Consider the following 23,529-nt stretch of genomic DNA (forward strand, 5'->3'; position numbering starts at 1 on the left):
AGGCATGGGGAAGCGTGTTATAAACAAACGGAATCGTTTCAAAAATACCTATCTATGGTTATTTGTCGCAGTTATTGCGGTGTGCTGTACGGCTTTTATACTGGCAGGCAAAAGCAGTGATGAAAATTGGAAGTCCGGTGTTGTCGCTACTGTAGACGATGAGCCTATAACCGTGGAAGAGTTCATGCCCAAACTAGTAAAGCATCGCTCTGAAATATTGGCGTATTTTAAGAAGAAACACAACGTTGAACCTGATAAAGGGTTCTGGACGAGCAGTTACGATGGCGAGATACCCGGAGAAATGCTGAAAAAGGCTGCTTTGGATGAGTGTATCACGATAAAAGTGCAGCAAATCGCGGGCAAAGAAAAGGAACTGGTCAAGGATATCAGCTATTCCCAATTTCTCAAAGATCTTCATGCAGAAAATGCAAGACGGAAAACGGCTGTCGAAAATAAGAAAGTGATCTACGGTCCCGAGCAGTATACGGAAGACGTTTATTTCTCGAAATTGTTTACAGACATGACTCATAAGTTAATGGACGAAGTAAATGAACAACATCCTGTATCGGAGGAAGAGATCAAGCATTATTATGATCATGCCATCAGTGAAAACAAGTATAAGAAGATAGATCAAGTAAAGGTAGAGAAAATAGCTTTCCTATTTAAAGCCGGAGATGATAAGAGTAAGGCAGCTGCAAAGGAACTGGCTGAAGAAGCACAGCTTAAACTCGCTGACGGAGATCATGTTCAAGCTTTATCCGCTCGGTATGGCAAGAATTCCGCAATTCATATCGAATCCGGCGAACAAATTTTTGATTCTACGACCAGTCATGACGATTATATGCCGGCAACGCATGAATTTACCGAAACTGCCGTTGGCTTAGCTGTAGGACAGGTGAGCGGGGTTTTCGAGTACAACAAAGCTTATTATGTGGTTAAATGTATCGAAAAAACAGAAGAGGGATTCAATAAACTGGAGGAAGTCAATGATTCTATCGCACAAGCCGTAAAAGAACAGAAGTTTGCCTCTTACGTTGACGATTTGGTCAAGAAGGCCACCGTTGTTATCGATAAAGAAGTATATAGCAAGCTTGAAATGTTATAGGTTGTACGCCTTCCTACTATCAGTATGATATAATAGTCCTATTGATAGGCTAATAGACCTACTACATGGAGGGATCGGGATGAGGTTAGTCACAAGATCGGATTTCGATGGATTGGTTACGGCGGTTCTGTTCAGAAAGTTAGGCATGATCGACGATATGAAGTTCGTCCATCCGAAAGATATGCAAGACGGCTTGGTCGAGATTACGAGTAACGATATATTGACGAATGTTCCTTTTATAGAAGGCTGCGGTTTATGGTTCGATCATCATGCCAGCGAGTTGAAGCGTTCGCAAGAAGAGGGATTTACATACGAAGGCGAGATCAGAATCGCGGATAGCGCTGCGAGAGTCGTTTATGATTTCTATGGGGGACGAGACAAGTTCGGTCCATTCTTCGATAGCATCATGGAAGGCGTAGACAAGGCGGATGCCGCAAAGTTTAGCAGAGAGGATATATTGAATCCGCAAGGCTGGGATTTACTTTCCTTTATAATGGACTCTCGGACCGGGCTTGGACGTTATCGCGATTTCCGTATAAGCAACTACCAGCTGATGGAGAAGTTGGTCGGGCTTTGCTTGGAACAATCGCTGGAAGAGATTATGCAGGATGAAGATGTGAGACAACGTGTGGAGCGGTATTTTGAATTGGATGCGTTGTTCCGTGACATGCTTATCGCGCATACGCGTGTAGAAGGAAATGCGATCATTACCGATCTAAGAGGCGTGGAAACCATCTATCCGGGCAATCGTTTCTTGGTATACGCTCTTCATCCCGAGCAGAACGTATCGCTGTGGATTGTGGACGGGTTCCAGAAACAAAATTGTGCGATCGCTTGCGGACATAGCATCGTGAATCGGTCATGCGGCGTTCAGGTCGGATACTTAATGAGAGAATTCGGCGGCGGCGGACATGAAGCTGCCGGAACTTGCCAAGTATCGTACGAATCCGCGGATGAAGCCATCGAAGCTATTATTCAACGATTTAATTGAGATGGATTGATATAACCACCTCAACGACGCGAATCAATTGTATGCAATGTCTCCATTATTATGTTACTTGGGACCCGAAGTTTCCCCGAGGCTGCAAAGCGTTCAAGTTCAAATCGTCCGCGATGCCCAGTGCTGCCGTTCTCACTTCATCCGGCAAGCCATGCATGAACTTCGAGGCGAAGCTGAAATAGTTAAAATAAAGGGCATCGATCCTATTGCGATCGATGCCCTATTCTATTACTCGCAAGCTTAGCGATTATTGCTGGCTCGCTTTAATCGCTTGATCCAGATCATGAAGAATATCCGCGATGCCTTCCGTACCGATGGATAAGCGAATCATCCCCGGGGAAACGCCGGTCGCAATCTGCTCCTCTTCCTTAAGCTGCGCATGCGTGGTGCTTGCCGGGTGAATAATAAGCGACTTCGAATCGCCGACGTTCGCCAAGTGGGAAAACAGCTTCACGTTTTCGATTACCTTCTTCCCCGCATTCAAACCGCCTTTAATCCCGAACGTCAGAATAGCGCCTTGGCCCTTAGGCAGATACTTTTGCGCTTTGTCGTAGGACGCATGGCTTTGCAAGCCCGGATAGCTAACCCACTCTACCGCCTCATGCGCTTCCAGAAACTGCGCCGTTGCCAGTGCGTTAGCGGAATGGCGCTCCATACGCAAGTGCAGCGTTTCCAAGCCTTGCAGCAGCATAAAGGAATTAAACGGCGATATTGCGGCTCCCATATCACGCAGCAATTGCACGCGTGCTTTAATAATATAAGCGATCGGTCCCACAGCATCCGTATACACAACGCCATTATAGCTCGGATCCGGTTCCGTCAGGCCCGGGAAGCGACCGCTTCCTTTCCAATCGAATTTACCGCCATCTACGATAATGCCGCCGATCGAAGTGCCGTGACCGCCAATGAATTTGGTTGCGGAATGAACGACAATATCAGCTCCGTATTCGATCGGGCGAAGCAGGTAGGGGCTTGGGAATGTATTATCTACAATCAGGGGAAGACCGTTCTCGTGGGCAATGGAGGCTACGGCTTCAATATCAAGCACATCTCCCTTCGGATTGCCGATGGTTTCAGCGAAGATGGCCTTTGTTCGCTCATTAATGGCACTGCGGAAATTGTCCGGGTTGCTTGGATCTACGAAATGAACTTTAATGCCAAGCTTCGGCAATGTAGTGGAAAATAAGTTATAAGTGCCGCCGTACAAACTCGCTGCAGAGACAATTTCATCTCCTGCTTCGGCAATATTCAGAATGGAGTATGTAATGGCTGCCATCCCTGAGGAAGTGGCTAATGCTGCCGGCGCGCCTTCGAGCGCTGCAATTCTTTTCTCGAATACATCTGTTGTTGGATTCATAATACGCGTGTAGATATTGCCGAATTCTTGAAGCGAGAATAAATTTGAAGCATGCTCGGAATCGCGGAACCCATATGAAGTCGTTTGGTATAGCGGTACTGCACGCGACATGGTCGCGGGATCAATCTCTTGGCCAGCGTGTACAGCTAATGTTTCTATGGAATATTTGCGTTCTTCTGCCATTTCTACAATCATCCTCCTCGAATCTGGTTTCACTACTAGTTTCTCATAGTCTGATAGAAATTTCCATCCAGGCAGACTCAAAAGGATATGAAAATAGGGAAGAGGAAATCGACGAATCGTAGAGAAGTTGTTTGCAAAGAACCGAACGAAACGATCAATGGCTGAAAAGAGGGATGAGACATGAAGAGTGATACGGTTCCGGTACTTGGAAAACGGGCTTTGAACCGTGCGCTGCTTGCCAGGCAGCAGCTGCTGAAACGAGTCGATCTGCCGGCATTGGATGCGGTTGAGCAATTAATCGGTTTGCAGGCTCAAGCTCCGCATTCCCCTTATTATGGTTTGTGGACGCGGCTCGAAGGTTTCCGGCAGGAAGAATTGAGCCGGCTGATTCAAGAACGGCAAGCAGTCCGCATGGCGCTGATGCGCTCGACCTTGCACTTGGTTTCTGCTCGCGATGCATTGAAGCTGCGTCCAGCGCTGCAACCTGTCCTTACCCGAGGACTTCAAGGCAGCTTTGGCAAAAGTCTTGTCGGTATAGATGAGAAAGAGCTTGCTGACGCAGGCCGTGCAATAGTCGAAGCGGAACCGATGACAGCAAACGAGCTTGGCAAGCGACTTAACCAGAAGTGGCCGGACAAGGATCCCGAAGCCCTCGCGGCCGCCATCCGAAATGCCGTGCCGCTGGTTCAATTGCCGCCACGCGGCGTTTGGGGCGAAAGCGGTCAAGCCATCCATACTTCCGCAGAAGCTTGGTTAGGTCAATCTCTATCACCGGAGCCGTCGGTAGAGGAGATGATTCTCCGCTATTTGTCAGCCTTTGGCCCGGCATCCGTGAAAGACATGCAGATGTGGTCGGGTTTAACGGGGCTGCGCAGCGAGTTCGAGAAGCTCCGAGCCGGGCTCGTCAACTTCCGTGACGAGATGGGAAATGAGTTGTTCGACTTGCCGAATGCACCGCGGCCCGATGCGGAGTGTTTGTCTCCACCGCGTTATCTCGGTGAGTTTGACAATATTCTGCTGTCCCATGCCGATCGCACACGGATTATCGACGATGCTTACCGTAACCGAGTGTTCACGAAGAACGGCATCATCCGATCCGTTATTCTTGTTGATGGATTTGTTAGTGGCATATGGAATCTTAATCAAGGGCGCGGAAAAGCTGTTTTAACGATTGAACCATTCAGGAAACTCACTTCACGGGAAACCGACGAACTGGCCGAAGAAGGAAGGCATTTGTTGAAATTCGCGGCCGGTGAGGAGCAAACGGCGGAGATTCAATTTACCACTTAAGAAGAGAGGGGCTGCTTGGGATGATCACGAGACCATGTCAAATCAGTGAGATTCAACATCTTGTAGAAGCCTATATTGCTGAACTGTCTTCGCCTTTCGATTCCTTTCTGGAGGAGCATATTCTGGCATCGACGTTCTACATCGTTGAAGAAGGGACAGCCGCCATCGGCTACTTTGCGATTCATCATAACGAAACGCTCACCCAGTTCTACATCAGCCGTCCCTACCGGAAGCATGCTCAGCCGTTATTTAGCAGGGTACTCGAAGAGAACTCGCTGACAACGCTATTCGTTCCGACCTGCGATGAACTGTTTTTAAGTCTGGCTATAGATAAGGATTTCAAGTTGAATAAACAAGCTTACTTCTTTCAAGACAGTCTGGCGGAGCTTTCGGAAAATCAGGGGTCAGAGGATGATTCCTTCCGCCCCGCTGAACCGGGCGATTTACGGCAAATCGAGCAGGTTTGCGGCGATTTTCTCGATCACTATGAGCGGCGTATCCATAACGGGGAACTATTCGCTTATTATCGAGGTTCATTGCTGCTTGGCATCGGAGTTATGGAGCAATCCAAACTGATTGCAGGCGTGGCCAGCATTGGGATGATGACCAATGCGCTGTTTCGGAAGCAGGGGATTGGGAGGACCATCATACTGCACATGAAAAAATGGTGTTATGAGCACAATTTAACGCCTATATGCGGCTGTTGGTATTATAATGAAGCTTCTAAATTAACATTGGAAAGCGCGGGGATGGTCACGAAGACCAGACTGCTGAATATCAAAGTCACTTCACCCAGCCGCTCCGGATAAGCAACTGACGTACGAGCAGCGGAAAAGTCCATGTGTATGGATTTGCCAAAATGATGGGACAGCGTTCCATATCGCAGCTTCGGTTCCTTGATTTCATTATCGCGCTGACTCTCGGCAATATTATTGCCCATCCGCTGTCGGATGAGCATCTCGGGCTCAAGGGATCGATGATTACGACGATTTCGCTTGTGCTGCTGTACTTAGCAGCGATCTGGCTTAGCTTGAAGGTGCCGCTGCTTAAACAATTTTTCGATCCGTCGGCGATTACCCTTATCCAGAATGGGAAGCTTGATTACCGGAATCTCTCGAAAGCGAAGCTCGCCATTGAATTCTTGTACGCAGAGTTACGCAAATCGAATGTGGAAGACATCACGAAAGTTGCTTTTGCTTCATGGGAGCCGGGCGGTACGTTGTCCGTCTTCGTCCATGCAAGGACCATGTATGGCTGGAGACGGAAATTCAGCCCGTTTTAGTGAAAAACGTGATTAGCAACCGTAGACAGCAAACTGACCGTGCAGGTACACGTGGTGCGATAGGGCAGCAGGTTAGGCGAATCGTAAGACCAGGCTCGAACGATACCCGACCCGGTTCCGACCTTAGACTGGGGGAAAACTAAACCTCAGGCTGTTAAAGCCATCCTCGAATTCCCGTAATATGTTGGCATAACTCAAGATGCCAAAGGGGATTTGTTCGATGTATGCTTTACTTTATGGGCTGGATGCCCTCGCTACGGTATTACTGGTAGTCTTCGGCTGGATGGCCGGAGGCAAAGCAGGCCGACTTGTTTACAGCTCGTCGTACAAGAAGCTGAAACATAAATCAAGAACCATTATGGTGTTGTTCAGTCTATCTGTGCTGGCGTTCGCAGGTAAAATCTTCATTGCGCAGCAGATCTACACAAAATTTGGCTGGCTATTCTCGCAAGATCGCATTCTCCTCCAGCTTCCGCCTCTTCTGATGGCAGTGCTGGCAAGCGTTGTCTACGGCATTCCACGAATCGTCCGCATCTTGCGGTTGTCGGCCGAGAATCAAGATACGCCCCTCGATGCGGCAGCCTATCGTCTGGCAGGCGACTCCTCTCTGATCATTCCGTTCAAAGCAATCAAATACACCGCATTGGCAAGTTTGTTTTTCTATTTCGTTCCGGTTGTCCCGATTAGATGGTTGGACGCGGCGGCGGTTCTACTCGTACTGCTGGTGTTCATCACGATTATGGTTTACCGTGTGCTTAATCGCAGCAAGAGCATTCATCAACATGAGAATTGGGTTCCTCTGGGACGTAAGCTGCGTGTGGCCAAAGGAGTTGCCGAAATCCTGATCATGATGCTGATCGTCGTCGGTGGCTGGATGTATGAAAGGAATGTAAGCCGTCTCCCGGAAACGATGAGCATGATGACCGGATCAGCCGATTTCGGCGGAGGTAGTGGAAGTGCGAACGCTCATCAGCATGCTGTAACTACGGGCGGGAAAGCCGATGTCAGCGTGGAGACGTTAACCGGCCCCGAAGAGGGAGAACCGGATCGCCGATTCACGCTGACGGCAGAGAAGAAGCTGGTTCGAAGCAGCTCGGGCAAAATGGTGGAGGCATGGACGTATAACGGTCAAATTCCCGGACCGGAGCTGCGGATGCGGCAAGGGGAACTGATCGAAGTTACATTGATCAATAACAACGTTGATGTAGGCGTTACGTTACACTGGCATGGCCTGGATGTTCCCAATGCGGAGGATGGCGTCGCAGGCGCGACCCAGAATGCGGTCATGCCGGGGCAGATGCATACGTATCGATTCATCGCGGAACAAACCGGTACCTTCTGGTACCATTCTCACCAAGACTCAGCCGAGGCGGTGAAGAAAGGGTTGTTCGGTGCATTAGTGGTGGAGGATCCTGCTGATGCTGCAACTAAGTATGGAATTGATCGGACGATCTTGACCTATTCGTTAAAGAATAGCGGATTCTCCTTTGGCGAAGGGGCGGATGCGAAGCTCCTCGAACATGTGCAGGCTGATCCGGGCACGCCGGTGCGGCTGCGCCTGATTAATACCGAGAACTGGGTGCAGCGCGCATTCACCGTTGTAGGCGTTCCTTTTCAAGTAGCGGCGATCGATGGTACGGAACTAAACGGACCAACGGATTTGAGCAGCAATACGCGGCTTGAAGTAACGACATGCGGCCGGTATGACGTGACCTTCGTAATGCCGGAGACGCCGGTCTTTATTAACATCGGCGATGATGCTAAGAAAGGCATTCTCTTTAGCCAGAAGGGCAATGGCGAACCTCTTGATTTGCCAGAGAGCATTACGATATTCGATCCTTCCGTTTACGGAACACCGGAAGTGCTGCCATTTGGTTTAGACAGTCGCTTCGACAGAGAGTTTCTGATGGTCCTGGATAATCAATTCAGTTTCTATAACGGCAGCTTCGGCGCCTTGTACACCATCAATGGCAAGCTGTTCCCGAATACGCCGATGTACATGGTTAAACAGGGGGATTTGGTCAAAACAACCATTGTTAACCGCGGCATGGTCGAGCATCCCATGCATTTGCACGGTCATCATATGCTGGTATTGAGCCGTAACGGCAAGTCGGTAAGCGGCAGTCCGTGGTGGTCCGATACGCTGTATGTCGGCCCGGGCGAGCGATATGAGGTTGCGTTTCTAGCGGATAATCCAGGGATATGGATGGATCATTGTCACAATCTGGATCACGCCAAGGTTGGCATGTCGATGCATCTCGCCTATGAAGGGATTACGACACCCTTTGCACTTGGGACGGAATCGCATAATCACCCCGAATAGGATGGATTCAACCGTCAGTTGAATTGACGCGTTCAACTGACTATTGATAGAGTAGAGCCACCGAGCGTGCTATGCTGATTGCAGGCAGTGCGCACTGTACAATCGAATAAGCGGAGGCGTTCTACAATGGAAATGCGTAAGATCGGTGCTTTCATCTCCAGTCTAAGAAAAGAAAAAGGGATGACGCAGGCGGAATTCGCCGAGCGTTTGGGAATAAGTCATCAAGCCGTATCAAAGTGGGAGCGCGGCGAGTCGCTGCCTGATATCGGGATGCTGCCGGCGATCAGCCGGTTGCTCGAAACGTCCATTGATGAGCTGCTGGCCGGTGAAAGCCGGATTGTGCTTGCGCAGGAAACAGCATCCGCGCAGGCTGCTGCAGGTGAAGAGCTTCGCAGTATCGAGAAAACTCAGGAAATAGAAGGATCAGATGAAGAAGTAGAAGATAGTGAGCCTGCCGAAGCTCAGGACGAAGAGCAGGACGAAGAGCAGGAGTATGGTTCGGACGCATCCGATGATGATGATGATGGCTCGCATCCGAGTTTGCACGCGATTTTGCAGCTTGCACCGTTTCTGGGGAGCGACACGATTGATGAGATGCTCCGTTACGTAGAGGAAGGTCGTCTGAGCGCCGACGCCATTCAGGGCTTGGCACCTTTTATAAGCAAAGGCTCATTAGCCCGTTTGGTGGATAAGGCCATTGTCGGAACGTTCGACATGCGGCAGCTCGTAGGACTCGCACCTTTCCTGGACACCGAACAAATCGACCGGCTTGTCCGGCAAGCCGAGGAAGGCACGGTCGATTGGGATATCGTTCAAGCGTTGGCGCCTTTTATTAGCCGGGATACGCTGGACCGATTAGTTGATCGCATTGCCGACGGTGGCATCGATGCCGGCCGAATTGTTGGACTCGCCCCGTTCCTATCGAAGGGGAGTATGGAGAAGCTGCTGTTGCATGTGGAGTCCGGATTCCTGGGTGCCGATATTCTCTCCGCTATAGCGCCATTCATTCATAAAGATGCGCTGGAGAGACTGGTCCGAGGCATGCTGGAGAAGACGCTGACGCGTTCAGCCGAATAAGGGGATGGTCATCTGCCATTCTGCGAAATTAATTAGCCAGGGCTCCTTACGACGGAGTCCTGGCTTTTTCAAGTGAGAAGGTTTACTTGTATCCAGTGTAGAAGATGAAGGAGTACGGATCTTGAATAACGGAGGAGAAGAAACATGAATATCCCTAACGTACGTACAGGTGAGGCGCTAATTCGGGAGATTGACGAAACCCGTGTTCCATACGGCATGCTCGCCATTTGGTTTCTTGGGCAGGTCAGTGTCATTGTCAAAGGGGGCGATAAGATCGTTTATATCGATCCGTATTTGGCTGATTCTCCATATCGGCGGTTTCAGCCGCCCCTTCGCCCGGAGGAGGCGGCGAACGCCGACTGCGTGCTTATAACACACGATCATATCGATCATTTGGATCCGGATACGATACCCGGGATGGCGAAGAACCGCAGCGATACGGTATATGTGGCGCCGGGATACTGCCTCGATGCACTCGCTGAATTCGGCGTGTCACCGGAGCGGCGTATTCATGCGATAACAGGCGAATGGCGGGAGCTCAAAGGTTTTCGCTACAAACCGATTCCGGCGGCTCATGAAGAATTGGAGTACGATTCCGCGCTTGATCACCGGTTCGTCGGCTATGTGCTGAACTTAAACGGGGTGACGTTTTATCATGCGGGCGATACGACGGTTTATCCCGGACTCGTTGATACCGTGAAAGCAGAAAACGTCGACTGCGCGCTTCTGCCGATTAACGGACGCGATCCGTTCCGGCTCGCGCGTAATATCGTCGGCAACATGAACTTCCGCGAGGCTGCCGAGTTTGCGGTCGCGGCCGGGATCGATACCGTTATTCCGGCGCATTACGACATGTTCGAGGGGAACACGGAGCATCCGGGACATTTCATCGACTATTTGCACGAGAATTTCCCTACTCAGAAGAGTCATGTAATGGCGCGATTTGAGAGGTATGTGTACGTGTCCGGCCGCGCGTTGAAATAACAAACAAGGGGAATTCATACGGAAAGAGCAGCGTTCCCATTTATAGGCAGTTACACGATAGAAGGGGAGGATACGACTATCATGGAGCCGATCGTACAAATTTCACTGGATTTGACTACCATCAAGGAAGCATTGGCAATGGCCGAGATTGCCGTAGAAGCAGGCGTGGATTGGATTGAAGCAGGGACGCCGCTGTTGCTTGGGGAGGGTCTTCATGCAGTTGCGGCAATACGCCAAGCTTTCCCGGATCACCCGATCGTGGCCGATCTGAAAACGATGGATGGCGGCTATCTTGAAGCCGAAATGATGGCAAAAGCCGGAGCTACTCACGTAGTCGTCATGGGCGTGGCTCATCCGGCGACGATTCGTGCCGTTGTTAAGGCAGCCCGCGATTACGGTATCCAGGTAATGGGCGATATTATGGCTTCTCCGGATCCTGTGGCATGCGCGACAATGTTGGAAGAAAATGGGGTCGACTTCATTATCGTCCATACCGGTTTCGATGAGCGCGGCGAAGATAAGGAACGTACGCCGTACGATCATCTGGCTGCCGTAGTCGAAGCGGTGAAGGTACCTGTACAGGCGGTTGGCGGACTTACGATCGACCAAGCCGCCGACATGCCGAAGAATGGCGCCCCGCTGGTCGTAATCGGCGCTCCCCTCGTCATCGATAAGCAAGAGTTCAAACCAAGCCAAGACCGTGAGCAGTTGAAAGGGATCTTGCAGCAATTCGTGTCCCGCGTCAAAGCGAATCGGATGGAGGGGTGAGGCGATGACAACGACAGCCCGAGTAGCGCTTTTTCCGAAAGGATTTATGAATGAGTTGTCGGATGGCACGATGAGTTTATGGGAATGGATCGAGATAGCCGGAACGCTCGGTGCAGATGGGCTGGAGATGTATCCGCGTTTTCTGGAAAGCACGGAGCCGTCCTACCTTCTAGCTGTTCGAGAGGCGTGCGACAAAGTGCGTTTAGCCATCCCGATGATGTGCTCGTCACCGGATTTCACGCAACCGGATCCTGCGTTAAGAAGAGAAGAAATTCAGCATATCAAGACGATGATCGATGTCATGGCGATACTCGGTCCGGAAGATTTCAGAAGCTGCAGAGTGCTGTCCGGACAAAGGCGGATTGAAGTTTCCAGGGAAGACGGCATTCGCTGGACCGTGGAATGCATTCAAGAGCTGCTCGAGTATGCCGCCGAGAAGAAGGTTGTCCTGGTGATGGAGAACCACTATAAGGACGGTTACTGGACAGCGCCTGAATTCGCTTTGCCATGCGATATTTATTTAGAGATCATTAGTCAGATCGAATCGCCTTGGTTCGGAGTGAATTATGATCCTTCCAATGCCATCGTTGCCGGCTATGAGCCCATTCGATTGTTAGAGCAGGTCAGATCCAGAGTGATAACGATGCATGCCAGCGACCGCTATTTAAAAGAAGGCTATTCGATGGATGACATTCGGGAGTTTATGGACCAAGGCTACTCCCATGCACTCGAGCATGGCGTCATTGGCAAGGGCATGAATGATTACGGCATGATCTTCAGGATTCTTCAAGAAGAGAAGTTCGCCGGCTGGATCTCCATCGAAGATGGCGTGAACGGGCTGGAAGAGCTGGAGGAATCCGTTCATTTCATTAAAAATCAAATTAAGCGGTATTTAAGCTATTCTGAAGTGATGAAAGCGATTGTATTGAAAAATGCCAATTCTGAATCAGCGGCAGTCACGTTATCGGAAAAACCTCGCCCGGAATTGAAGGCCGATCACGAAGTATTAATCAAAGTGATTAGCGTCGGACTCGATGGTACCGACAAAGAGATCATCATGCATCGTTACGGCGTGCCGCCGGAGGGAGAGGAAGACCTGATCATTGGCCACGAGCTGATCGGTGTAGTGGAACAAGCCGGAGCCGCTTCCGGATTTAACGTTGGAGACGCTGTCACCGTGTTGGTAAGGAGGCCATGCCCGGAACCGGATTGTCAGAATTGCCGCGCAGACCGATCTGACTATTGCCAGAGCGGAAACTACATCGAAAGGGGCATCAAGGGTTCTCACGGATTCATGTGCGAATACGTGGTTGAGGATGCCGACTATGTCGTAAAAGTTCCGGATGGGATGAGCCATTTGGGCGTATGGGTAGAGCCGCAAAGCATATTCGAGAAACTATGGTCGACAATCGCCCATTTCCAGCAAAGATTCGTTTGGAAGCCTAAGCGGGCATTGGTGCTGGGTTCCGGTCCGATGGGCTTGCTGTCCGCCTTGTCGCTCCGGACCATGGGCATTGAAACGCATGTGTGGTCACTGCATGCAGTGGACAGTCTGCAAGCGAACGTGTTGTCCAAGATCGGCTCTCAATTCCAGAGCGCGTATAACGACTCTTCGGTTGGTGCCGCCGAGCATGGACTTGCAAGGCACTATGGCAGCAAACGAAAACTGAATTTTGATATCGTGCTGGAGTGCACCGGATTCACCCCTCTGCTTGTTGAAGCGGCTCACTTGCTTAACCGAAACGGAATTATCGGGTTGCTCGGTATTTCTTCGACGAACCGCCACATCGAGGTGCCGATGGATCAGATTAACCAGCATTTCGTCATCGGCAATCAATGCATGGTAGGTTCGGTTAATGCCTCCAAACCGGATTTCATCCGTGCGATCGATCGGATTGGGCAAGTAGAGCGCTGCTATCCGGGTACGTTGAGCAGCCTGATCACAGATGAATTTACTCCTGAACAAGTGGCTTCCGTTCGATTCGATCGAATTGGCATCAAAGGGGTCGTACGAATGAGCTAATCCCTGCGGAAGGGAGCACCCTCCTATAAAATGCTGCACAGCTTCCGGTACTCCCGCGGCGAAACCCCTTGCCAACGTTTAAATACATGGCTGAAATGGTGCAGGCTGTCGTAGCCGATGCGCATGCCGATCGCCTCGATTTTCATATCCGTTTCTCTCAGGCACCGCTTGGCCTCTTGATGGCGGAGATGCTGAACATATTGATTGGGGGTTACGCCGAACTGTTCTTTAAACAGCCGGATAAAATGATCCTCGCTGACGTTCAAACGCTCCGCCATCACCGTGTTCGGCCAAGTCAAATGCAAGCTGCCGCTGAGCTCGTCGACCAGCTCCCGAAGAGCCGTCAAATAAGTCGCGGAGGCGGTTCGTCGCGGAGCGCTCTGCAATCTTAGAATCGACGCGAGCATCTGCAGCATGGCTCCTCGGCAGACCAGCTCATAACCGGCCCTTGCCATTGTGAATTCTTCGCAGATCAATTCCATGCTTTTCACGATAGCAACGGAAAGCGATGAATATTTGCGGGTGAAAAGCCGCTCCCCGCCTGGATCCAGCGGCTGCTGACAGAACAACGCTTCTTGGACACGCGATTCATCTACGACCATATGGATCTCAGACGTCAGCTCGAACTCATCATAGAAGTCGAAATGGACACCGAGCAATTGGGCACCGCCTGCAGTTGGAATTTCAATGCGATGTCTTTCCCGGGCGCTTAGAAACAAGAGGTCGCCGGGGAAGTAACGAATCGACTCGGGTTCATCGATGAAATGGACGATCATTTCCCCGGAAATGACGTACATCACTTCGAAGTCATACAGACGCCGCTCATTGCCTTGATAATAGGCAGAGTCCTGGAACTGGGCCCAGTGAATGCTGGGTATCCAAGTCATGTTACCTTGCTTGCTGCTGTCAGAGGAAGATAGTGCCATTGCGTCCATGCCCCTTAATCCGGATAAAAGTCGATAATAGACAACTTTATAGCGATATAGAGTAAATACATCTTATGGAACCTATAGTATCATTCGAATTAGTTAGCGACAATAAACAACTATAACTAAGACAATTGATTAATATGGGGGATTTGCGACATGGCAAAGCGAATTGGAATCATCGGGTATGGACTCAGAGTCAGCGGCTTGTTTGGCCAATTGGATGAACAGGAAACGGGCTGCCGAATCGTCGCCATTGCGGATCCCCGTGAGCAGGAGCTGGCCGCTCGTATGGGCGAGGCAGCAAACGACATCGAATGGTACGCGGACGCGGATGATATGCTGGATAACGCCGGACTGGATGGGGTCGTAATCGGAACCCGATGTAATTTGCATACGGAGATGGCACTTAAAGTATTGAAACGCAGTCTGCCGTTATTCCTGGAGAAACCGGTTGCCACGACCTATGAAGATTTATATCGATTGAAAGCAGGCTACGAGGCTTCGGACTCGCAGGTAGTGGTTTCATTCCCGCTGCGCAATACTCCGCTTGTAAAGCTTGCCAAGGAAATCATAGATTCGGGTAAAATCGGAACCGTAGAGCATGTGCAGGCTGTGAACAATGTACCTTACGGCGGTGTCTACTATCATAGCTGGTACCGCGACGAGAGCATAACCGGAGGATTGTTTCTGCAGAAGGCGACACATGATTTCGATTATATCAACTATTTGCTGGGCGCGAATCCGACCGCCATATCGGCCATGAAATCGAAACAAATATTCAAAGGGGATAAGCCTGACGGCCTGATGTGCCGCGATTGCGACGAGAAGCATTCCTGCGAGGAAAGCACGCTCAAGCCGGTGAATCGTGATCGAGGGAGCTATTGCAGCTTTGCGACGGATACCGGCAACGAAGATTCCGGCAGCGCCTTGATTCGTTACGAATCAGGCATGCACGTAACCTACTCGCAGAACTTCTTCGCAAGAAGAGGCGCACAGAGACGCGGAGCGCGACTGTTAGGTTATAAAGGAACGCTGGAATTCGACTGGTACACAGGCGAACTGAAGGTCTTCATGCATCATGAGGCGCGAGTGGAAACCCATCAATTCGACTTGAATGCGATGGATGGGCATGGCGGGGGAGACGGCATGCTGCTGCGCAACTTCTTCCGGATCGTGAACGGAGAAGAGCGTTCATCGACCTCGCTCGACGATGGACTTCTGAGCGCGCTGCTTTGCCTGAAAGCCAACGAGTCCGCGGATACGAATACGTTTCAGCAAGTAGCTTGGAACTAGCTGGCGGCATGCTTCACTAGAACAGAAAAGCGGTTTTCCATCGTCAACTCATGACGATGGAAGACCGCTTTTCAATTTATCCGGCAGCATGCTTTACCGCTCGCCAACAGCAGCATTGCGTCTAAACTCCGTTGGCGTAACGCCGGAAATCTTCTTGAAGGAACGGTTGAAGGAGCTGAGCGTCGTATAGCCGACTGAGGTCGCGATCTCTTGTATTTTCATCTCCGACAGCAGCAATAAGTCCTTCGCTTTCTTCACGCGAACCTCGTTCACGAAGTCCACGAAATTCGTCCCCATTTTCTCTTTGAAATAGGTGGAGAGATAACCGCTGCTAATATTCAATTTGCCGGCGATGAGGTCCAGGGACAGCTCTTCCCCATAATGGGCCTCCGTATAGCTGACGGTAAAGCTGATGATCGGATCGCGTTCTTCTTTCTTCAATCGAACAAGCCGTCCGGCCTCGCTCACCAGCTTCTCCAGATAACAGTCCAATTCTTCGATGGTATGCTGCTTCTCAATGGAAGGCAGCATGCAGGACAATGCATCCGTATCGATTTGCATGCTATGAAGCACGCGCATGACCTTGTCGGTTGTCTCCTCCGCGAAACGATGGAACTTGATTGCGGGGATGTTCCGTTTCTTCATCTTCGCCAGCATTCGGCGCAGCGACTGCATGGCAAGCAGATCATTCCCTTCCTGCAGGCTCACATTCAGTTCCTGTTCCAGAATGGAAGTCGTCAGCATCGGCTTCTCGTTCGCTTCGCCGGCCTGAGACACGTATGTCGTATCATCGAAAGGCCTCAGCTTCACAAGCTTCAGCACTTCCGCGTAAGCACTTGTCATTTGAGAAGAATGAGGGTAATACGAGCTCACGGCGATGGTACAGAAACTATAGGCGTTATCCGTCTCCAGCACCGTCTTGATGTCCGATAGGACAGCGGAGAGGCGGTTGTCATCCTCATCGTTCAAGTAGATGACGGATAAGATCTGGTTGGTCTCGATTTGGAAGGTTTGCGCGCCTTCCATCTCCCGCCCGATCGCCTGAATCATATATTCGCGGATAAAAGCAATTGTCCGTTCTTCTTCTTCGGGCATCTCATCCCAGAATCGCTGTTTGAAATTCATTTGGAAGAGAACAAAACGAAACGGCCTGTAGTCCTGCTCGGCTGCCGGATCCGAGTCCTCATATTCAATGCGGATGCGTTTCAATACATTCATGAGCGAATAATGGCGCAGATGGTTTTTCCTGCTTTCGAGACTGCGCTGTGCTTCCTGATTCACTTTGATCATGTGGCCGATGTTGGCATGGATCAGCTCAAAGTCATTAGCTGCACCGCGAACGATCTCCTTATTCTCATTTAAATTCCGAATCGACTCCACGATTTTACGAACCGGATTGTTGAATCGTCTGCTGAAGATGACGGACAAGACCAAGCTGACTACAGAGGTGACAACGAGCAGCACGATCAGGGTAACCGTGAGCTTTACGATTTTGCTCGATACGCTGCTGTCCGGAATGATATTCACATAAGTAAGCTCGGATGTTGTGCCTTTCTGATAGAAGAAATAGTAGCCGTTCTGCTTCACCCAGTTTCTCCCGGGCTTCAATTCCGGTAAAGCTTCGTGAAATGCCGGATCGGAGGTATAGATCGTGTCCCCTTGCGGACTGAGAATATAGAACGTGTTGTTAATCGATTGATGGTAATTGCGATACAGCTGATCGGCATCAATGAATGCAAGGAACTTGAAATCGGGATACAGCTGGCTTCGGAACAAATAAGGGATGACGATGCCGGGCTGAGAATCTTGATAGGTCGGCGGCGGACTCTTGAATACAGCGGCCGGATACAGCTTGGATGCGGAGCCGGCCGTGGACAGTTCCTTTTCCCAGAAGGCGGGCGTGTAGGTACCATTCACGTAGTGTTCGGTGAACATGACATCGAGCGAACTGCCGCGATACTTGTCTAATATGTAATGATGCTTCACGTCGTACATAAATAAATTGTTCAAGTAAATTCTCGGATTCACCGTGATTTGCTCTAAATCGTCGATGATGTTCCCGGCGGCCATATAATAAGGCTTCGATTTCTGCAAGTCATTGAGATGATCATTTAAGTACATGCCCACGATAACGTTATCCAGCAGCGCGAAGTACTGTTCGAATCCGCTCGTTGTATGGGACAGATTCGCATCGTTATACGTAATAATCTCGCCGTGAATGCTTTTTCTGAACAAGGTGAGGGAGATCAAATTAAAGGAAACAAATAACAAAATAATGGCCATAAAGCTGAGTACCATCTTGGATAAGATCGAACGGGTACTAATCTTCCATTGCAAAATCTGCCTCATGTATAAACCCCTTTTGCCCTGGTCTGATCTTATTTTCGAAAACTGTGCAATTTTACGGAAACCTTGAAATTCGCGGGAAATCGGTCATATTTCCGATGTTCTTCAAGGCGTGACTCTTATAGTATAGCGCTAGGAATGAAAAATCAAGATTCATCCGCTACAAATAATCAGAGGGGGATCATCATTGAATAACTACACAAATCCAGGTGCAAACGCACCGGCAACAGTTATGGCTCACAGGGAAAGAAAACGTTCCTTCGTGGACAAGCTGTGGAATGAGCGCTACCTGTTCCTGCTTCTCCTCCCGGGACTTTTATACTTTATCATTTATCGGTATATTCCGATGCTGGGAAACATTATCGCTTTCCAGGATTTCAGTCCATTTCAAGGCTTCATGCACAGCGATTGGGTCGGACTGAAGCATTTCAAGAAAATCTTCGAAGATAGTGAAGTCATCCGAGTCATTTGGAACACGCTCTATCTCTCGTTCCTGCAAATTGCCTTCGCCTTTCCGGTGTCGATCGTGCTTGCGATCATGCTTAATGAGGTGCGCAACGAACGATATAAGCGAGTCATTCAATCGCTTGTCTATTTGCCTCATTTCTTATCCTGGGTCGTTGTAATCGGGATTGTAACGACATTCCTGAAATCCGAGGGGATTATTAATCAACTCATTCAAATGGTTTTCGGAATCGAACCGATTCCGTTTCTGACGTCGGCTCATTGGTTCATGCCAATCATCGTGCTAGAGGTGATTTGGAAAGAGTCCGGCTGGGGGACGATTATTTTTCTCGCGGCATTAGCCGGGGTTAACCCGCATCTGTATGAAGCGGCCGTCGTCGACGGCGCAAGTCGAATGAGGCAGATCTGGCATATTACGCTGCCTTCGATCCGCAGTACAATCATTATTTTGCTCATCCTAAGGCTCGGAAGCGTGCTTGATGTTGGATTTGAACAAATCTTCCTCATGCTGAACCCGCTCAACAAGGAGATTGGGGATGTGCTTGATACGTTCGTGTATTACAAAGGGATCGAGAATTCGGACTTCAGCTTCGCAACGGCGGTAGGGCTGTTTAAGTCGCTCGTCGGGTTAGTTCTAATCGTTGGAGCGAATAAGTTATCCAAAAAATTCGGAGAAGAAGGAATCTACTAAGGAGGCGGTGGAGCAGTGGTTAAAACGCATTCCATTTCGGAAAAATTAGCAAATGCCCTCAACGTGATCTTGCTTGCCGCGGTCGGGCTTGCAATGCTGTTTCCGTTCTATTACATGATCGCGACCTCATTTACTTCGGTTTCGGAGAGCGCTGCCAAGCAGTTTATCCTGTTTCCTGAAAAATGGGTCGTGGATGCTTACGAATACATCTTCCATTCCAAGGTGTTTGTCCGGGCGCTCATCGTCACCATCTGCGTTACGGTGGTAGGTACGCTCTTCAGTTTATTGCTCACCTCCATGATGGCCTATTCGCTGTCGCGGAAAATTACGGGGCAGAAATTTTTTCTTTTCCTAGTGTTGTTTACATTCGTCTTCGGAGCGGGTATTATTCCGTCCTATATGGTTGTAAAGGAAACGCATTTGCTGGATACCTACTGGGCGCTTATTATTCCGGGGGCCATCAATTCCTTTAATTTGATCGTGCTCAGGCAGTTCTTTCTTGGCATTCCCAATGATCTTACGGAAGCCTCGGTGCTCGACGGCGCGAATGACTTGCAGATTTTCTCGCGCATCATTCTTCCGCTGTCCAAACCCGCGCTCGCCGCATTCGGACTTTTCTATGCGGTGACGAGCTGGAACACTTATTTTACGGCACTTATTTATATCAGCGATCCGAGCAAGTGGACCATACAGGTCATATTGCGGCAGATTGTCATCTTGAGCCAGCGTCTCGATTCTCTCTCGGACGGGCAGCAAGCCGCACTCGCGAATGCTTCTCCGCCGGCTGAAACGATCGGCATGGCGGCGATTCTGATAGCAACGATTCCGATTCTTGCGCTTTACCCGTTCCTGCAAAAGCATTTTGCGAAAGGGGTGATGCTCGGTTCCGTGAAAGGCTAGCTTTCATGTAAGTGAGGATCATCGCTGTGCCCAACATAAAGAGGAGGTCGAAAGTATGCGTAACAAACTAGTTTCATCTGTTCTGGTAGTTGCACTATCCGGCTCTATTCTTGCAGCATGTTCATCCGGGAATGAGGATACCAATTCGAATACGTCCTCCAACGCGGGTACGACAAACAATGGTGCTGCGACGACAGCAGACCCGCATGCCGAGAAGTTGACGATTGATTGGTTCGACGGCACGTGGGAAGATCCGGTTCCAACCGGGAACAGCGAAGCCGTGCATAAAATCAACGAGAAATTCAATGTCGATTTTAAACCGCAATACATTCCTTTTGATACGTATGAAGAGAAGCTTGCCGTGAAAATGGCATCCGGCGATATTCCTGATGTTATCGGGATGGAAGAAGTAAACGCGAACTATACGAAATGGGCGAAGCAAGGGGCATTCCTGCCGCTGGACGAGTTCTTGAAGCAGTATGAGTCGACCAAGGCCGTGCCCGATTATTCGTGGGACTCTTTGAAAGTAGGAGGGAAAGTGTATGGCATCCCAACCTACTTCTCCTCGAAAGGCGGCAAGAAGCCGATCATCCGCAAGGACTGGCTGGATAAGCTGGGTCTAAAAATGCCAACGAATTATGAAGAGCTTAAAAAGGTTGCCATCGCCTTCACCAAAGACGATCCGGACGGCAACGGCAAAGCGGATACGATCGGTCTGGGTCTGGCCAAAGGTATTTATTACGATCCATCGTTTGGGGCTTATTACGGCAATGCGGTATGGTATCACAAGAACAGCAGCGGGCAGCTGATCCCGGGCATTATCGCTGACGGTAATAAAGAGAAAGTCACTTTCCTTGCTGATCTGCAAAAAGAAGGCATCCTGCAGGCGGACTGGGCAGTAACGGCTTACAAGGATATTTTCAAAGCGTTTAATGCGGGGAAAGTCGGCATTTGGTATGAACAGCCGGGCAATAGCGGAAATAACGGCGTATTGTTCGATGTGCTGAAACAAAACGCTCCGAATGCAGTCGTGGAGCCGATTCCGCCGTTCAAAGCTCCGGATGGTTCAGAAGGACTCACCATCAACGGCAGCTGGTACCGGATGTATATGATCTCGGCGAAATTGAAGGATCAGCCGGAGAAAGTCAAACGCATTCTCGAAATGATCGATTACTTCCACAAACCGGTCACGTTCGAAGAGCGTAACCCGCAAAACGAATACTTCGACTGGCTCTATGGCGGAGAAGGCAAAGGCTATCAAATGGTGGATGGCGTAGCACAGCCAATCGCCGAGAACCGTTCGAACGTCGCTCCGGGTGCTTACATTACCGAAGGCGGATGGTTCATGAACGACGAAGATCTGTTCACGTTTGCCAAGATCGCCAAGACGCCCGAGGATCAGAAGTTCCAACAAACGTTAGCCGACAGGCTGCATAGCATGAAGTTTTACGTGAATCCGACAAGCCGGATCATCTCGCCGCTGCTCATGGAGAAGAGCGGAGAGCTGCAGACGTATATTACGGATGAAACGACGAAGATGATCTTCGGCGAAAGACCGCTCAGCGACTGGGACAAAATGGTCGAGGAGTACATGGCCAAAGGCGGTAAAGAAATGATTGACGAAGTCAATAAAGAATTAGAAGCTAACCATGTCCAAGGCGAGTGGAAGTAAGCGTAAGTGATTCCATAACAGACAGCCCGAACCTGCGCGGTTCGGGCTGTCACAACTTGTTCGCATCATGATGTAAAGGGGTATCGCTATGCCAATATTGACGACTGACAAACAACAATTCCTGCTCGATGGCGAGCTGTTTCGCATCCTGTCAGGGGCTATTCACTATTTTCGCGTTGTACCGGAATATTGGCGGGACCGCCTTTGGAAGCTAAGGGAAGGCGGCTTCAATACGGTTGAAACCTATGTAGCCTGGAATATTCACGAGCCCAAGGAAGGCCAATTCGCGTTTGAGGGCATTGCGGATCTCGTTCGATTCATTGCGATTGCAGGGGAGCTGGGCTTGCATGTCATCGTTCGTCCGAGTCCTTATATTTGCGCGGAGTGGGAGTTTGGCGGTCTGCCTGCTTGGCTGCTTGCTGATCCGGGCATGCGTCTGCGCTGCTATCATCAGCCTTTTCTCGATAAAGTGGATGCGTATTACGACGTACTGCTGCCTAAGCTGGTACCGCTTCTCTCGACCAATGGCGGTCCGATTATCGCGATGCAGATTGAGAATGAATACGGCAGCTACGGGAACGACAAGAAGTACTTGAAGTATTTGGAGCATGGCATGAAGAACAGAGGCATCGACGTGCTGCTGTTCACCTCCGATGGACCGGGCGATTTCTATCTGCAGGGCGGAATGGTGGAGGATGTTCTGGCGACCGTGAACTTCGGATCGCGCGTGCAAGAGTCATTCGATAAATTAGGCGAGTATCAGCAAGATCAGCCGCTGATGTGCATGGAGTATTGGAACGGCTGGTTCGACCATTGGGGCGAGCAGCACCATACACGCGATTCGGAAGATGCGGCACGCGTGCTGGATGATATGATGGCTGCAGGCGCTTCGGTGAATGCCTATATGTATCACGGCGGAACGAACTTCGGTTTCTATAATGGCGCGAACTTCGGCGAGGAGAAACACCAACCGACGATTACAAGCTATGATTATGACGTGGCTATCAGCGAGTCCGGCGATCTGACGGACAAATTCTATAAATTCCGCGAGGTTATTTCGAAGTATGTCGAGCTTGGGCCGCTCAATCTCCCGGAGCCAATCAAGAAGAAAACCTACGGCAGCGTTACCTTGACAGAGCAAGCTCCGCTCTTCGCGTCCTTAGACATGCTTTCCGTTCCGGTAGAGCGTACATGCCCGGAAACGATGGAGCAGCTTGGGCAGGATTACGGTTTTATTCTGTATTCGACGCGCGTGATCGGGCCGATTGCCGCTTCCCGTCTTAATTTGCAGGATGTGCATGACCGCGCACTTATTTTCTTAAATGGGGAGTACAAAGGCACGATCGAACGCAATAACAAAAACCATGACGTGCTGCTCGATATCCCGGCAGAAGGGGCGACACTGGACATTCTGGTCGAGAACATGGGCCGCATTAATTATGGTCCCTATATGAAAGATCCGAAGGGCATTACGGAAGGCGTACGGCTTGGCCAGCAATTTCTGTACCATTGGACGATCCGCCCGCTGCCGCTGGATGACCTCCGCAAGCTTGTCTATCAAGAGAGCAGCGTGAAGCAGGAGCAGCCGACGTTCTACAAGTCTTCCTTCCAAGTCGATGAAGCGGCGGATACCTTCCTCGCGCTGAGCGGTTGGACGAAAGGCGTTGTCTATGTGAACGGCTTCAATCTGGGCCGTTATTGGGAGATTGGACCACAGCAGACGTTATATATTCCGGCGCCGCTGCTTCGTGAAGGTGCGAATGAACTGATTATTTTCGAGCTCCATGGCTGTAACGAGCCTGTCGTCAAGTTGCAAGACAGCGCAGTGCTGGGCTAACTGC

General features: G+C 50.2%; 18 protein-coding genes. 15 read left to right on the forward strand and 3 right to left on the reverse strand.

From position 1 onward, the window contains the following. Window positions 1-4: 4 nt before the first annotated feature. Both I8J30_RS13670 and I8J30_RS13675 read left to right on the forward strand, forming a co-directional pair. A complete protein-coding gene (locus I8J30_RS13670) occupies window positions 5-1,105 on the forward strand; it encodes a peptidylprolyl isomerase (RefSeq protein WP_210655102.1) in 1,101 nt (366 codons plus the stop codon). Window positions 1,106-1,184: 79 nt separating this feature from the next. Continuing rightward, window positions 1,185-2,096, forward strand: coding sequence for an exopolyphosphatase (locus I8J30_RS13675; RefSeq protein WP_210655100.1), 912 nt, complete (start codon window positions 1,185-1,187; stop codon window positions 2,094-2,096). Between the two features lie 256 nt (window positions 2,097-2,352). On the opposite strand, the gene I8J30_RS13680 is transcribed toward I8J30_RS13675, so the two are convergent. Further along, window positions 2,353-3,645 carry a homocysteine synthase gene (locus I8J30_RS13680; RefSeq protein WP_210655099.1) on the reverse strand — a complete coding sequence of 431 codons (1,293 nt, stop codon included), beginning with the start codon at window positions 3,643-3,645 and terminating at the stop codon, window positions 2,353-2,355. A 180-nt stretch (window positions 3,646-3,825) separates the two neighbouring features. Here I8J30_RS13680 and I8J30_RS13685 point away from each other — a divergent pair, with 180 nt between their 5' ends. From I8J30_RS13685 to I8J30_RS13720, 8 genes are all read left to right on the forward strand, one after another. Beyond that, window positions 3,826-4,935: a winged helix DNA-binding domain-containing protein gene (locus tag I8J30_RS13685; protein ID WP_210655097.1), complete on the forward strand. Its 1,110-nt coding sequence runs from the start codon at window positions 3,826-3,828 to the stop codon at window positions 4,933-4,935. A gap of 20 nt (window positions 4,936-4,955) precedes the next feature. Beyond that, window positions 4,956-5,744 (forward strand): GNAT family N-acetyltransferase, encoded by a 789-nt coding sequence (locus tag I8J30_RS13690; protein ID WP_210655095.1) that lies wholly within the window; start codon window positions 4,956-4,958, stop codon window positions 5,742-5,744. A gap of 50 nt (window positions 5,745-5,794) precedes the next feature. Further along, window positions 5,795-6,217, forward strand: coding sequence for a DUF421 domain-containing protein (locus tag I8J30_RS13695; RefSeq protein ID WP_240547742.1), 423 nt, complete (start codon window positions 5,795-5,797; stop codon window positions 6,215-6,217). Window positions 6,218-6,437: 220 nt separating this feature from the next. After that, entirely contained in the window at window positions 6,438-8,540 is a 2,103-nt protein-coding gene (locus I8J30_RS13700) for a multicopper oxidase family protein (RefSeq protein ID WP_210655092.1), read from the forward strand. 126 nt (window positions 8,541-8,666) lie between these two features. Further along, on the forward strand, window positions 8,667-9,617 hold the full coding sequence (locus I8J30_RS13705) for a helix-turn-helix domain-containing protein (RefSeq protein ID WP_240547741.1): 951 nt from the start codon (window positions 8,667-8,669) through the stop codon (window positions 9,615-9,617). Window positions 9,618-9,761: 144 nt separating this feature from the next. After that, complete coding sequence (locus I8J30_RS13710; RefSeq protein ID WP_210655090.1) at window positions 9,762-10,601, forward strand: MBL fold metallo-hydrolase; 840 nt, start codon at window positions 9,762-9,764, stop codon at window positions 10,599-10,601. A gap of 81 nt (window positions 10,602-10,682) precedes the next feature. Beyond that, entirely contained in the window at window positions 10,683-11,369 is a 687-nt protein-coding gene (locus I8J30_RS13715; RefSeq protein ID WP_210655088.1) for an orotidine 5'-phosphate decarboxylase / HUMPS family protein, read from the forward strand. Between the two features lie 4 nt (window positions 11,370-11,373). Further along, window positions 11,374-13,392, forward strand: a complete 2,019-nt coding sequence (locus I8J30_RS13720) for a TIM barrel protein (protein WP_210655087.1) — start codon at window positions 11,374-11,376, stop codon at window positions 13,390-13,392. Between the two features lie 23 nt (window positions 13,393-13,415). On the opposite strand, the gene I8J30_RS13725 is transcribed toward I8J30_RS13720, so the two are convergent. Continuing rightward, window positions 13,416-14,318 (reverse strand): AraC family transcriptional regulator, encoded by a 903-nt coding sequence (locus I8J30_RS13725; protein WP_210655085.1) that lies wholly within the window; start codon window positions 14,316-14,318, stop codon window positions 13,416-13,418. Window positions 14,319-14,477: 159 nt separating this feature from the next. On the opposite strand from I8J30_RS13725, the gene I8J30_RS13730 reads away from it, so the two are divergent. Continuing rightward, window positions 14,478-15,614: a Gfo/Idh/MocA family protein gene (locus tag I8J30_RS13730; protein ID WP_210655083.1), complete on the forward strand. Its 1,137-nt coding sequence runs from the start codon at window positions 14,478-14,480 to the stop codon at window positions 15,612-15,614. Window positions 15,615-15,707: 93 nt separating this feature from the next. On the opposite strand, the gene I8J30_RS13735 is transcribed toward I8J30_RS13730, so the two are convergent. Then, the gene (locus tag I8J30_RS13735) at window positions 15,708-17,963 is read right to left on the reverse strand and encodes a helix-turn-helix domain-containing protein (protein WP_210655081.1); all 2,256 of its coding nucleotides are present in this window, start codon (window positions 17,961-17,963) and stop codon (window positions 15,708-15,710) included. 229 nt (window positions 17,964-18,192) lie between these two features. Between I8J30_RS13735 and I8J30_RS13740 the strand changes: the two genes are divergently transcribed. The 4 genes from I8J30_RS13740 to I8J30_RS13755 all read left to right on the forward strand — a co-directional run bounded on the left by I8J30_RS13740 (window position 18,193) and on the right by I8J30_RS13755 (window position 23,525). Beyond that, window positions 18,193-19,116, forward strand: a complete 924-nt coding sequence (locus I8J30_RS13740; protein ID WP_210656025.1) for an ABC transporter permease — start codon at window positions 18,193-18,195, stop codon at window positions 19,114-19,116. A 15-nt stretch (window positions 19,117-19,131) separates the two neighbouring features. Continuing rightward, complete coding sequence (locus I8J30_RS13745) at window positions 19,132-20,016, forward strand: carbohydrate ABC transporter permease (protein ID WP_338044774.1); 885 nt, start codon at window positions 19,132-19,134, stop codon at window positions 20,014-20,016. A 55-nt stretch (window positions 20,017-20,071) separates the two neighbouring features. Continuing rightward, entirely contained in the window at window positions 20,072-21,688 is a 1,617-nt protein-coding gene (locus I8J30_RS13750) for an extracellular solute-binding protein (protein ID WP_210655079.1), read from the forward strand. Between the two features lie 88 nt (window positions 21,689-21,776). Then, window positions 21,777-23,525, forward strand: a complete 1,749-nt coding sequence (locus I8J30_RS13755) for a glycoside hydrolase family 35 protein (protein ID WP_210655077.1) — start codon at window positions 21,777-21,779, stop codon at window positions 23,523-23,525. Window positions 23,526-23,529: the final 4 nt, after the last annotated feature.

This window comes from Paenibacillus lignilyticus, from assembly GCF_017942085.1.
Classification (GTDB): domain Bacteria; phylum Bacillota; class Bacilli; order Paenibacillales; family Paenibacillaceae; genus Paenibacillus_Z; species Paenibacillus_Z lignilyticus.